This is a genomic window from Escherichia sp. KTE52 (assembly GCF_000408325.1).
In the GTDB taxonomy this organism is placed as follows: Bacteria; Pseudomonadota; Gammaproteobacteria; order Enterobacterales; family Enterobacteriaceae; genus Escherichia; species Escherichia marmotae.
In genome coordinates this window covers 131,624-144,617 of record NZ_KE138677.1, presented here as the reverse complement: position 1 = coordinate 144,617, position 12,994 = coordinate 131,624, and the positions used below count along the sequence as shown (strand labels likewise).

Below are 12,994 nucleotides of genomic sequence, written 5' to 3'. Positions count from 1 at the left end.
AATAGTATGGCTAGAGTCTCTCTTTCATGGGCATTGATTCTTGGTCTTTTAGCCGGTATCGGCCCGATGTGTACTGACCTTTATTTGCCCGCATTACCTGAGATGTCGGAGCAACTGGCGACAACCACGACCATAACGCAATTGACGTTGACCGCGTCACTAATCGGTCTTGGCGTAGGGCAACTGTTATTTGGCCCTCTGAGCGACAAAATAGGGCGTAAACGCCCGTTAATCTTGTCGTTACTATTGTTTATTGTCTCCTCCATTTTGTGCGCGACAACTAACAATATTTACTGGCTGGTGGTCTGGCGTTTTATTCAGGGGATCGCGGGGGCAGGTGGTTCGGTGCTCTCTCGTTCTATTGCTCGTGACAAATATCAGGGGGTAACGCTGACCCAGTTCTTTGCACTGTTAATGACGGTGAATGGCCTGGCTCCGGTATTGTCGCCAGTGCTGGGAGGTTACATTGTCAGCACCTTTGACTGGCGCACTTTATTCTGGGTAATGGCTGAAATTAGCACCGTACTGTTGCTGGGCTGTCTGTTATTTATCCATGAGACATTGCCAGAAAATAAAAGGGGCTCATCATTACTATTAACCGGACGAAGTGTGGTGCAGAACCGCCGTTTCATGCGTTTTTGCCTGATTCAAAGTTTTATGCTGGCTGGCTTGTTTGCGTACATCGGTTCTTCGTCTTTCGTATTACAGAAAGAATTTGGCTTTAGCCCAATGCAATTCAGCCTGGTGTTTGGCCTTAACGGCATCGGGCTTATCATCGCTTCATGGATCTTCTCACGACTGGCCCGACGACTTAACCCGATGAAATTGTTGAGAGGCGGCCTGGTAGCGGCGATTCTGTGTGCATTGCTCACTGTCTTATGTGCATGGTTGCAGTTACCCATTCCGGCACTGGTGGCATTATTTTTCACCATCGCATTTTGTAGCGGCATAGGCACTGTTGGTGGGGCTGAGGCAATGAGTGCTGTAGGGACGCAAGAATCAGGAACGGCATCTGCGCTGATGGGGATGAGTATGTTTGTCTTTGGCGGTATAGCTGCGCCGTTATCGGGAGTAGGTGGGGAAACTCTGTTAAAAATGAGCCTGGCGATTACGGTGTGTTACACGCTGGCATTGCTGGTTGCTCTCACCAGAATCGACAGTCAGAAGTAATGGATTAATGAATGCCTCATTCTGACGGGGATTTCCCCCTGTCAGAATGAGGCGCCGAAGATTAACGATCTTTGCGCCACGCATCTGCCGTCAACGCTTCGCCAAAGTGCCCGGAAATGAGCCGCTTGGTGAGTTCATGTAGCGGCGATGCCAGCACGTCAGCCGTACTGCCGCGCTCGACCACTTCGCCCTGATGCATGACCAGAACCTGGTCGCTGATATGCTTCATCATCCCGATGTGTTGGGTAACATAAATATAAGAAATGCCCTGTTTTTCTTGTAACTCCAGCATCAGGTTAATCAACTGCGAACGCATCGACATATCCAGCGAGGCGAGAGCTTCATCCGCGATAATGACTTTAGGGCGCAATATTAGTGCGCGAGCCAGACCCAGACGCTGTTTTTGCCCTGGTGCCAACATATGCGGATAGTAACTGACGTGATCCGGCAGCAGTCCGACCATACGCATCGTTTCAATAATCTGTTTGCGCCGCTGCTCAGGCTCGAGGTCAGTGTTCAGGCGCAGCGGAAAATCCAGGATCTGCGAGATACGCTGACGTGGATTCAACGAGGTCGACGGGTCCTGAAAGATCATGCGAATCCGCTGGCTGCGGAAAGAGTAATCGCCAAAATGCAGCGGATGATCGTCAATCAATAACTCACCGCTGGTTGGCTCAATCATTCCCGCCAGCATTTTCGCCAGCGTCGATTTTCCGGAACCGTTCTCGCCAATAATCGCCAGCGTCTGGCGTTCACGCAGCGTAAAGCTCAAGGGTTTTACGGCTTCTACGGTCTGACGACGAAACCAGCCGGTTCGGTAGCGGAACGTTTTGCTTAAATTACGCACTTCGAGCAGGGTTTCTATCATCTCACTCTTTCTCCATGTTCAGCGGGAAATGACAGGCATAGAGATGATTTTTCGCCCCCGTCAAACGCGGCGTCACAATACATTCTCGTTGTGCATACGGGCAACGTGGTCCCAGACGACAGCCAATCGGTAATTGTTCCAGCAGAGGGATGGCACCGGGCAGCGTATTGAGGCGACTTTTATGCGGCATCGCGCTGCCGAAGTCCGGTATCGCGCGGATCAACGCCTGGGTATAAGGATGATGCGGCATCGTCACCAGCTCCTTACTTGGCGCGGATTCCACCGTTTGGCCACAGTAAAGCACGTTAATTTTATCCGCCCATTGGCTAAGCATTTGTAAGTCATGGCTGATAAGCAAAATGGTGGTGTTACTGTTCTGATTCAGACGCGTCAGCAGGCGAAAAATTTGTGCCTGGGTGGTTGGCTCCATCGAGTTTGTCGGTTCGTCAGCTATCAGCAGACGTGGTTGATTTGCCAGCGCGATGGCAATCATCACTTTCTGGCATTCACCTTCGGTTAACTCATACGGAAAGCTGCGCATCGCATCTTTGTGATCTTTAATCCCCACACGGTGCAGCAGCTCAATGGCACGGCGTTTGCGCCAGCCAAAACGCTGCCACCAACGCCCTTTGTAGGTCCAGGCCGGGATGTTTTGCATCAACTGACGACCCACACGTTCAGAAGGGTCGAGACACGATTGCGGTTCCTGAAAGATCATCGATACATTGTGCCCAACCAGCTTGCGCCGTTCGCGCGCGGAGAGACGCAACAGATCGATATCATCAAAACGCATACGGTCAGCGGTAACACGCCAGTTATCTTTATTAACGCCACAAATCGCTTTCGCAATCAAACTTTTGCCGGAGCCAGACTCGCCAACAAGGCCACGGATTTCACCTTCGGTTAAGGTCATACTCACGCGGTCAACGGCTTTAACCCACTCATCACCGGTTTTAAATTCAATGGTCAGGTTACGAATATCCAGTAACGGCATTATTCCACCCCCGCAATAATCGCACGACGTACACCATCGCCAAGGAGGTTAACCAACAACACGCTGATCATAATTGCCGCTCCAGGCAGCATCACGGTCCACGGGGCGACATAAATCAGCTCCAGTGCATCGCCAAGCATCGCTCCCCATTCAGGCGAGGGGAGTTGCGCGCCGAGATCGAGAAAGCCCAGCGCGGCGATATCAAGAATTGCCATCGACAGTGCGCGGGTGATCTCTGTGACCAGTCCGGCGGTAATGTTCGGCAACACGGCAAACCAGAGAATATTCAGCGTCGTTGCGCCATCCAGACGGGCAGCAATAACGTACTCTTTTTCCAGCTCATCATGCACCATGCTGTAGACCGAACGCACCATACGCGGCAGTAACGCCAGCCAGACGGCAAACATTGCGTGCGACAAACTCGGCCCGGCAAACGCGACGACGATAATCGCCAGCAGCAGGGACGGGATCGCCAGTAAAGTATCCAGAATATGGTTAAGCACCGCTGACCGTAAACCATGCGTAGCACCGGCGAAGGTGCCGAGCACAAGACCACAGATTGTCGCGGCAAGCGTCACCACAAATGCGCCGCCGACGGTAGGCGCAGCACCGCTCAGTAAACGGCTTAAAACATCGCGACCAAGGTCATCGGTGCCGAGGAAAAAAGAGACTTCTCCGTAGCGCGACCATGACGGCGGCAACAATTGATAACCGAGAAATTGCTGGTCGATGTCGTAAGGCGCAAACCAGCCGCCAAAAATACACAACACAGCCAGCCCCGCGCAGCCGTACAGGCCGACCATTGCAGCGGCATCACCATAGAATTTGCGCCAGGCGGTACGCAGCGTGCCGGGCGGGCGCTTCTCGCTGTATACGCTATCGTAAGGCATACCATTCCTTATGTTTCAGAGGGTTAGCCATGGCACCCAAAATATCAGAAATCACGTTAACAATAATGACCAGTGAACCGCAGACCATCACTCCGGCGGAAATGGCTGCGTAATCCTGCTGGCGGATGGCGTTAATTAACCAGCGGCCAAGTCCAGGCCAGCTAAAGACCATTTCGGTGATCATCGCCAGTGTCAGCATGGTGGAGAACTGTAATCCCAGGCGAGGGATGACAGGAGGTAACGCGTTATGTAACACGTGGCGACGCAAAATAGTAAAGCGCGACAAACCGCGGGTTGCCGCTGCTTTCACATAGTTCTGGTCATACACTTCGATGGTGCTGATACGCATCAGACGGATCACTTCGGTAGTCGGTGCAACCGACAGGGTGATGACTGGCAATACCATATGACGCATTGCGCTCATGATCATTTCATCCCGCCACGGTGAGTCCGAAAGCCAGGCATCAATCAACGCAAAACCGGTAATCGGTTTCACTTCGTAGAGCAGATCGAAACGCCCTGAAACGGGCAGCCAGCCTAATGTAAGCGAACAAAACAGCGTCAACAGAAGTGCCAGCCAGAAAACAGGGATTGAAAAGCCTAATAACGCGATGGCGTTGATCAAATTATCCTGCCACTTATGGCGTGTAATTCCGGCAATCATCCCCACGGGGATCCCAACAATCAGCGCAAAACCGAAGGCGAGAATGCACAGCTCCATCGTCGCCGGGAAGACCTCTTTTAACTGCTCGGCAATCGGCTGACCGTTAATGCTGGAAACGCCAAAATCCCAGTGGATCAGGCCGTTAAACCAGAACACCCATGCATTCCACAGCGACGCGCCTTGTAACGGTGCATGTGGCGTGAAATAGCTCAAACTGAAGCCAACAAAGGTCAGCAGGAACAAGGTCACGATCAATAACAAAATGCGGCGTAAGGTGAAGATAATCATGGTTTTTTCACCTCATTTTGCTTTTCGCGGTACACCCCTGCGAAGGAGGCGTTACCAAACGGGCTAAGAACCAGCCCTTTGATATCGTAACGGTAGGCCTGCAAGCGCAGTGACGAGGCCAGCGGCAGAATGGGCAACTCCTGCGCCAGAATACTTTGCGCTTCGTCATAGGCTTCAATACGCGCAGCCAGTTGCTGCGAGGAGAGCGCCTTACGCAATACGCTGTCAAATTTCGGATCGCACCAGTGGGCAAGGTTGGTCTGGGAGTGAATGGCCGCACAGCTTAGTAACGGACGGAAGAAACTGTCCGGATCATTACTGTCCGTCGCCCAACCGGATAACGTCAGATCATGGCTCATATCCATCAATCGCGCCTCCTGAAAACGACCTTCTACCGGTACAATCACCACTTTCACGCCGACCTGCGCCATATCCGCCTGAATGAGTTCGGCGGTCTTCAGCGGGCTGGGGTTCCACGCCTGTGAGCGCGTCGGCACCCACAGTTTCAGCGTTAAGTTTTCCAGTCCCAACGCCTTCAACTGTTCGCGTGATTTCGCTGGATTGTATTCGGTAATTTTAGCCTCGTTGTCATAAGCCCACGAGGCGCGCGGTAAAATTGAGGCCGCAGTTTCAGCCGTACCGTAATAGATAGATTGCATCAGGCGCTGGTTATTGATCGACAACGCCAGCGCGTGGCGGACTGCTGGATTATTTAGCGGCGGTTTGGCGGTGTTAAACGCCAGATAGGCAACGTTCATCCCCGGACGCAGCGTTAAACGCAAACGCGGGTCATCGCGCAAAATAGATAGCTGACTGGCAGCGGGCCAGGCCAGAACGTCACATTCACCGGTCAAGAGTTTCGACAGCCGTCCGGTGCCGCCAGAGCCTAAATCCACCACCACCTGCGGCATCAACGGCTTGCCTCGCCAGAATTCATCATGACGTTGTAAGCGAATATATTGCCCCGTGCGATTTTCCGACAGTTTATACGGTCCGGTGCCGACGGGCTGGCGGTCGAGTTGCTCCTGGCGATCTTCTTGCTCTAACTTCTGGGCGTATTCGGCAGACATTACCGACGCATAGTGGGTTGCCAGGTGCCATAAAAAGGAGGCGTCAGGCTGGGACAGACGGAACTCAACGGTGTGATTATCCAGCTTGCGGACGCTTTTAACGTTGTCGGCAAATTGCAGACTGTCGAAATAGGGGAAGTTGCTACCGTTGACGTTATGCCACGGGTTGCTGCGGTCAAAAATTCGCTGGAAGGTAAACACCACATCATCGGCATTCATTTTGCGTGTGGGAGTAAACCAGGCCGTTTTTTGAAACGGGACATCGCGGCGCAGGTGGAAGCGATAGGTCGCGCCGTTGTCGAGCACTTCCCAGCTTTCGGCAAGTTCCGGCATCAGACGATAGGTATAAGGATCGACATCCAGCAGTCGATCATAAAACTGGGCGGCAAGGGTATCGACAATTAACCCACTGCTCGCTTTGGATGGGTTAAAGGTGTTGACTTGTCCGCTGACGCAATAGACAAAACCGCTGTCGCGGATATCAGCGTGCGGGGCGGGTTCAGGCGCGGCTATTGCCTGACCACTCACAAGTCCAGCAATCACCAAAAGAGACGATAATACCTGGCGCATAATATTAAGGGATTTTATGTAAAGAGGCTATCTTACTAATATTTAATGACATTTGCCATTACCGTTTGTGTTCAGGGGGCGTAATGAGGGCCGTGTGGTTGGTCGTTGAACAGGTGGCGTCGCCATCTGTTCAACATTCGTACCCGTGATTTCTTTATAACTATAACTCACAGAACAACTTAGCGAGGTGCAGACAGGCGCGATCGTGAGACTGACTGCAGATTGCTGACAAGGTGTGTCTCATTTTTAGCCGGATGCGGTACGGCCTACAATCCTGGCCGGGCGTCCACTATTAAATGATTACTCATTACCCCATTGATTCAAGAACTCTGCGATCTCATCAATGTGCGCGGGATTAATCCCTGCTTCAGCGGCCATTTCATGCTGGGCTTCTTCGCTGATCTCTTCATTGTTCATCAAACGGGTGAGCAGTAACTGGAAGTAGTGGGCCAGCGCCGTGCGCTCAGATTCTGCGACAGATTTTGCGCATTCGCTCGCGTATTCATCGACAATATCGAAATATTTCAGTGGGATATCGTGGTTCATGGTTTACCCTGGGGTTAATGCGTTAAGCATAGGGGCGGATGATAGCACTCGTGATCCGGGTCATACATCTTTTTATAGATAACGGCGCTGCGCACCGCCAGTGCGCCAGGCTGCGTCTGGCGAAACCCGTATCATGCACTAGCTGACAGTATATTGAATTTAAACGGTTTTGTTGGTCGAACAGGACGTTTACGCCGCATCCGGCAAGTGACATTGCCTAACCCCGCTAAATCTGGTGCTTTTTCAACAATGCGCGGAACTGATGATAGGTTAATCCCAGTAATTCAGCCGCGCGTTTCTGGTTATATTTCCCCTGTTGCAAACTGAGCTGAAGTAACTCTTTTTCCTGCAGCATCTGAAATTCGCGCAAATCCACCGGCAACGCCGGAAGTGATGTCGTTTCTGAAACGGCGATAGCTTCTTCCGGTGGACGCTGTTTAAAGGGATCAATAATGATGTCATCAAGCGGATAATCGCTGGTGCCGTGGCGATACACCGAACGTTCCACCACGTTTTTCAATTCACGAATATTTCCCGGCCAGCGATAATTTAGCAGCGTTTCTCTGGCGCGTTCCGTAAAACCCGGGAATAGAGGCAGTTTGATTTCCCGACACATTTGGATGGCAAAGTGTTCCGCCATCAGCATAATATCGCCTTCACGCTCACGCAGCGGCGGCAGTTGCACCACGTCGAAAGCCAGACGGTCGAGCAGGTCGGCGCGAAAAGTGCCTTCATTGACCATCGCCGGAAGGTCGGCGTTCGTGGCACATACCAGCCGCACATTGACCTGTAATGGCTGACTACCGCCGACGCGTTCCAGTTCACCATACTCGATCACGCGCAACAATTTTTCCTGCACCATCATCGGTGCCGTAGCGAGTTCATCAAGAAACAACGTGCCGCCGTCTGCGCGTTCAAATCGTCCCGGATGACGTTTTTGCGCGCCGGTAAACGCGCCAGCTTCATGGCCAAACAGTTCGGAATCCAGCAGATTTTCATTTAACGCCGCGCAGTTAAGAGAAATAAACGGCCCTTGCCAACGCGAAGAAAGGTAGTGCAGGCGGCTGGCGATCAACTCTTTACCGGTGCCGCGCTCGCCAATAATCAACACTGGTTTGTCCAGCGGCGCGAGATGCGAAACCTGTTCCAGCACTTCGAGAAAGCTGTTCGCTTCACCGAGTAAGTTATCTTTGTATTCAGCCATGATGAAATTCGCCACTTGTTAGTGTAATTCGCTAATTCATCCTGGCATGTTGCTGTTGAATCTTCAATCAGATCTTTATAAATCAAAAAGATAAAAATTGGCACGCAAATTGTATTAACAGTTCAGCAGGACAATCCTGAACAAAGAAATCAAGAGGACAACATTATGGGTATTTTTTCTCGCTTTGCCGACATCGTGAATGCCAACATCAACGCCCTTTTAGAGAAGGCGGAAGACCCGCAGAAACTGGTGCGTCTGATGATCCAGGAGATGGAAGACACTTTGGTTGAAGTGCGTTCTACTTCGGCGCGTGCGCTGGCGGAAAAGAAACAACTGACTCGCCGGATTGAACAAGCGTCGGCTCGTGAAGTTGAGTGGCAGGAAAAAGCCGAACTGGCACTGCTGAAAGAGAGAGAAGATCTGGCGCGTGCAGCGTTAATTGAAAAACAGAAACTGACCGATCTGATTAAGTCCCTGGAACATGAAGTGACGTTGGTGGACGATACGCTGGCGCGCATGAAGAAAGAGATAGGCGAACTGGAAAACAAGTTGAGCGAAACCCGCGCTCGCCAGCAGGCATTAATGCTGCGTCATCAGGCGGCGAATTCGTCGCGCGATGTGCGCCGTCAGTTGGATAGCGGAAAACTTGATGAAGCGATGGCGCGTTTCGAATCTTTCGAACGTCGTATCGACCAGATGGAAGCAGAAGCAGAAAGCCACAGCTTTGGTAAACAACGATCGCTGGATGAGCAATTTGCTGAACTGAAAGCCGATGACGCAATCAGCGAGCAACTGGCGCAATTAAAAGCCAAAATGAAGCAAGATAATCAATAATAACACCCCAGGCGGCGTCTGAACGCGCCGCCGCTCATCGTCTAAGGAGTACTTATGAGCGCGCTATTTCTGGCTATTCCGTTAACCATTTTTGTGCTGTTTGTTTTGCCTATCTGGTTATGGCTGCATTACAGCAACCGCTCCAGCCGCGGTGAATTGTCGCAAAGTGAACAGCAGCGATTAGCGCAACTGGCAGATGAGGCAAAACGGATGCGTGAGCGTATTCAGGCGCTGGAGTCCATTCTTGATGCGGAACATCCGAACTGGAGGGATCGCTAATGGCGGGTATTAATCTCAATAAAAAATTATGGCGCATCCCACAACAGGGCATGGTGCGTGGTGTCTGCGCAGGGATTGCCAATTATTTTGATGTGCCCGTAAAACTGGTGCGTATTCTCGTGGTGCTGTCGATATTCTTCGGCCTGGCGCTGTTTACCCTGGTCGCTTACATCATCTTGTCATTTGCCCTTGACCCGATGCCGGACAACATGGCGTATGGTGAACAACAACCTTCCAGCAGCGAATTGCTGGATGAAGTCGACCGTGAACTGGCGGCCAGTGAAACGCGTTTACGCGAGATGGAACGTTATGTCACTTCCGACACTTTCTCGCTACGTAGTCGTTTCCGTCAACTGTGAGGAAAGTTATGAATATTCGCTGGCAACAGGCCGGGCAAAAGGTGAAGCCTGGTTTCAAATTAGCAGGCAAGCTGGTACTTCTTACCGCACTGCGCTACGGCCCGGCGGGCGTTGCTGGTTGGGCGATAAAATCTGTTGCTCGTCGGCCGCTGAAAATGTTGCTGGCTGTGGCGCTGGAACCGCTGTTAAGTCGGGCCGCTAATAAACTGGCACAGCGCTATAAAAGGTGAGGGGAGTTTCGCAAAAATTGTTAAATCTCAGGCGTATAATGGATAGCAATTTTCATCCATAGAAGGACGCTTACATGTTTAAAAAAGGGTTACTAGCGCTGACGCTGGCGTTTTCACTGCCTGTTTTTGCCGCTGAACACTGGATCGATGTTCGTATTCCAGAACAGTATCAGCAAGAGCACGTTCAGGGAGCCATCAATATTCCCCTGAAGGAAGTGAAAGAGCGTATTGCCACCGCCGTTCCGGATAAAAACGACACCGTTAAAGTGTATTGCAACGCAGGGCGTCAGTCCGGACAGGCAAAAGAAATCCTCAGCGAAATGGGGTACACCCACGTTGAAAACGCCGGTGGTCTTAAAGATATTGAGATGCCGAAGGTCAAAGGTTAAAAGAATTACTCATTGAGCGGTGTAAATAACACCGCTTATTTATTTGATAAATCAAAATTAACCCACATTATTACCTCCAGCATCTCATCCTTTCTACAGCTTTCTGGCACAGGACAGCAATGAAGCGACTCAAAAATGAACTTAATGCGCTGGTGAATCGTGGTGTCGACAGGCACTTGCGACTGGCCGTAACCGGTCTTAGCCGCAGTGGCAAAACAGCGTTTATCACCGCGATGGTTAATCAGTTGCTCAATATTCATGCCGGAGCACGTTTGCCGCTATTAAGTGCGGTGCGTGAAGATCGTCTGCTGGGCGTAAAACGCATTCCCCAGCGTGACTTTGGCATTCCGCGCTTCACCTATGATGAAGGTCTGGCGCAATTATATGGCGATCCTCCGGCCTGGCCGACGCCAACGCGCGGCGTCAGCGAAATCCGCCTGGCATTGCGTTATAAATCGAATGATTCTCTGCTGCGTCATTTCAAGGACACCTCCACGTTGTATCTGGAGATTGTTGATTATCCCGGCGAGTGGCTACTCGATTTGCCAATGCTGGCACAGGATTATTTAAGCTGGTCGCGGCAGATGACGGGCTTGCTTAATGGTCAGCGTGGCGAGTGGTCGGCAAAATGGCGGATGATGTGCGAAGGGCTGGACCCGTTAGCTCCTGCCGACGAAAATCGTCTTGCGGACATTGCCGCCGCGTGGACCGATTATCTCCACCATTGCAAGCAGCAGGGGCTGCACTTTATCCAGCCTGGTCGCTTTGTCTTGCCTGGCGATATGGCGGGAGCGCCTGCGTTGCAGTTCTTCCCGTGGCCGGATGTTGACGCCTGGGGTGAGTCCAAACTGGCACAGGCCGATAAACACACCAACGCCGGGATGCTGCGTGAGCGGTATAACTATTACTGCGAGAAAGTGGTGAAAGGTTTCTATAAGAATCACTTTCTGCGCTTCGACCGCCAGATTGTACTGGTGGATTGCCTGCAACCGCTCAACAGTGGTCCGCAGGCTTTTAACGATATGCGCCTGGCGCTGACGCAACTGATGCAGAGTTTTCATTATGGGCAGCGCACGCTGTTCCGGCGCTTGTTCTCGCCGGTTATCGACAAATTACTGTTTGCTGCGACGAAAGCGGACCATGTGACCATCGATCAGCACGCCAATATGGTTTCATTACTGCAACAACTGATTCAGGACGCCTGGCAAAATGCGGCGTTTGAAGGGATCAGCATGGATTGTCTGGGGCTGGCCTCAGTTCAGGCGACCACCAGCGGCATTATCGACGTTAACGGTGAGAAAATTCCGGCGCTGCGCGGCAATCGATTGAGCGATGGCGCACCGCTCACTGTTTATCCTGGCGAAGTTCCCGCACGTTTGCCCGGTCAGGCGTTCTGGGATAAGCAAGGTTTCCAGTTTGAGGCGTTTCGTCCGCAGGTAATGGATGTCGACAAACCGCTGCCGCATATTCGTCTTGATGCCGCGCTGGAATTTTTAATAGGAGATAAATTGCGATGACCGAACCGTTAAAACCACGTATTGATTTCGACGGTCCGCTGGAGGTCGATCAGAACCCTAAATTCAGGGCGCAGCAGACCTTTGACGAAAGTCAGGCGCAAAATTTTGCACCGGCGACGCTCGACGCAGCACAGGAAGAAGAAGGGCAAGTTGAAGCGGTGATGGATGCCGCATTACGCCCGAAACGCAGTCTGTGGCGCAAAATGGTGATGGGCGGGCTGACGCTGTTTGGCGTGAGCGTTGTTGGTCAGGGGGTGCAGTGGACGATGAATGCCTGGCAAACCCAGGACTGGGTGGCGCTGGGCGGTTGTGCCGCTGGGGCATTGATCATCGGTGCTGGCGTTGGCTCTGTGGTGACGGAGTGGCGGCGGTTATGGCGCTTGCGCCAGCGTGCTCATGAGCGTGATGAAGCGCGAGATTTGCTGCATAGCCACGGTACTGGAAAAGGGCGAGTTTTTTGTGAAAAGCTGGCGCAGCAGGCGGGGATCGATCAGTCGCATCCGGCGCTGCAACGCTGGTATGCCTCGATCCATGAAACGCAGAACGATCGCGAAGTCGTCAGTTTGTATGCCCATCTGGTTCAGCCGGTGCTGGATGCGCAGGCGCGCCGCGAAATCAGCCGTTCAGCGGCAGAATCTACGCTGATGATTGCCGTCAGTCCGCTGGCGCTGGTGGATATGGCGTTTATTGCCTGGCGCAATCTGCGGTTGATTAATCGCATCGCCACGCTGTATGGCATTGAACTGGGTTATTACAGCCGTTTGCGTCTGTTTAAACTGGTGCTGCTGAATATCGCTTTCGCCGGGGCCAGTGAACTGGTGCGCGAAGTGGGGATGGACTGGATGTCGCAGGATCTCGCCGCACGCTTGTCGACGCGCGCTGCCCAGGGGATTGGTGCCGGGCTACTGACTGCGCGTCTGGGAATTAAAGCTATGGAACTTTGCCGTCCGTTGCCGTGGATTGACGATGACAAACCCCGTCTGGGTGATTTTCGTCGTCAGCTTATCGGTCAGGTAAAAGAGACGCTGCAAAAGGGCAAAACGCCCAGCGAAAAATAACGCAATATCGGGTACTGATCGGATATCTTTACGCCGAAGTGCCCGTTTATTCGTCTTTGTGTCA

Annotated in this window: 15 protein-coding genes; 8 read left to right on the top strand and 7 right to left on the bottom strand. The window is 52.2% G+C overall.

What is annotated here, in order from left to right:
- Positions 1–6: 6 nt before the first annotated feature.
- Positions 7–1,170 carry a multidrug effflux MFS transporter gene (locus A1SC_RS16360; RefSeq protein WP_016262047.1) on the top strand — a complete coding sequence of 388 codons (1,164 nt, stop codon included), beginning with the start codon at positions 7–9 and terminating at the stop codon, positions 1,168–1,170.
- Between the two features lie 61 nt (positions 1,171–1,231).
- On the opposite strand, the gene sapF is transcribed toward A1SC_RS16360, so the two are convergent.
- The 7 genes from sapF to pspF form a co-directional block, all read right to left on the bottom strand.
- Positions 1,232–2,038 carry a peptide ABC transporter ATP-binding protein SapF gene (sapF, locus tag A1SC_RS16365; RefSeq protein ID WP_000573415.1) on the bottom strand — a complete coding sequence of 269 codons (807 nt, stop codon included), beginning with the start codon at positions 2,036–2,038 and terminating at the stop codon, positions 1,232–1,234.
- Position 2,039: 1 nt separating this feature from the next.
- Positions 2,040–3,032 carry a peptide ABC transporter ATP-binding protein SapD gene (sapD, locus tag A1SC_RS16370; RefSeq protein ID WP_001128856.1) on the bottom strand — a complete coding sequence of 331 codons (993 nt, stop codon included), beginning with the start codon at positions 3,030–3,032 and terminating at the stop codon, positions 2,040–2,042.
- Positions 3,032–3,922 (bottom strand): peptide ABC transporter permease SapC, encoded by an 891-nt coding sequence (sapC, locus tag A1SC_RS16375; protein ID WP_001146144.1) that lies wholly within the window; start codon positions 3,920–3,922, stop codon positions 3,032–3,034. Before sapC ends, sapD begins: the two co-directional genes overlap by 1 nt.
- A complete protein-coding gene (gene sapB, locus A1SC_RS16380) occupies positions 3,909–4,874 on the bottom strand; it encodes a putrescine export ABC transporter permease SapB (protein WP_000583280.1) in 966 nt (321 codons plus the stop codon). Before sapB ends, sapC begins: the two co-directional genes overlap by 14 nt.
- Positions 4,871–6,514, bottom strand: coding sequence for an ABC transporter substrate-binding protein SapA (gene sapA, locus A1SC_RS16385; RefSeq protein ID WP_001250188.1), 1,644 nt, complete (start codon positions 6,512–6,514; stop codon positions 4,871–4,873). Before sapA ends, sapB begins: the two co-directional genes overlap by 4 nt.
- Before the next feature lie 300 nt (positions 6,515–6,814).
- A complete protein-coding gene (locus A1SC_RS16390; protein ID WP_016262046.1) occupies positions 6,815–7,060 on the bottom strand; it encodes a YmjA family protein in 246 nt (81 codons plus the stop codon).
- A gap of 226 nt (positions 7,061–7,286) precedes the next feature.
- Entirely contained in the window at positions 7,287–8,264 is a 978-nt protein-coding gene (gene pspF, locus A1SC_RS16395; RefSeq protein WP_001516479.1) for a phage shock protein operon transcriptional activator, read from the bottom strand.
- A 165-nt stretch (positions 8,265–8,429) separates the two neighbouring features.
- Here pspF and pspA point away from each other — a divergent pair, with 165 nt between their 5' ends.
- From pspA to A1SC_RS16430, 7 genes are all read left to right on the top strand, one after another.
- Entirely contained in the window at positions 8,430–9,098 is a 669-nt protein-coding gene (gene pspA / locus A1SC_RS16400) for a phage shock protein PspA (RefSeq protein WP_000511027.1), read from the top strand.
- A gap of 54 nt (positions 9,099–9,152) precedes the next feature.
- Entirely contained in the window at positions 9,153–9,377 is a 225-nt protein-coding gene (gene pspB, locus A1SC_RS16405; protein ID WP_001274965.1) for an envelope stress response membrane protein PspB, read from the top strand.
- On the top strand, positions 9,377–9,736 hold the full coding sequence (gene pspC, locus A1SC_RS16410) for an envelope stress response membrane protein PspC (RefSeq protein ID WP_016248746.1): 360 nt from the start codon (positions 9,377–9,379) through the stop codon (positions 9,734–9,736). Before pspB ends, pspC begins: the two co-directional genes overlap by 1 nt.
- 8 nt (positions 9,737–9,744) lie before the next feature.
- Positions 9,745–9,966 (top strand): phage shock protein PspD, encoded by a 222-nt coding sequence (pspD, locus tag A1SC_RS16415; RefSeq protein ID WP_001469239.1) that lies wholly within the window; start codon positions 9,745–9,747, stop codon positions 9,964–9,966.
- 74 nt (positions 9,967–10,040) lie between these two features.
- Positions 10,041–10,355: a thiosulfate sulfurtransferase PspE gene (gene pspE, locus A1SC_RS16420; protein ID WP_000473116.1), complete on the top strand. Its 315-nt coding sequence runs from the start codon at positions 10,041–10,043 to the stop codon at positions 10,353–10,355.
- A 119-nt stretch (positions 10,356–10,474) separates the two neighbouring features.
- Entirely contained in the window at positions 10,475–11,872 is a 1,398-nt protein-coding gene (locus A1SC_RS16425; RefSeq protein WP_016248745.1) for a YcjX family GTP-binding protein, read from the top strand.
- Positions 11,869–12,930: a YcjF family protein gene (locus A1SC_RS16430; RefSeq protein WP_000138736.1), complete on the top strand. Its 1,062-nt coding sequence runs from the start codon at positions 11,869–11,871 to the stop codon at positions 12,928–12,930. The genes A1SC_RS16425 and A1SC_RS16430 overlap by 4 nt, the downstream gene beginning before the upstream one ends.
- Positions 12,931–12,994: the final 64 nt, after the last annotated feature.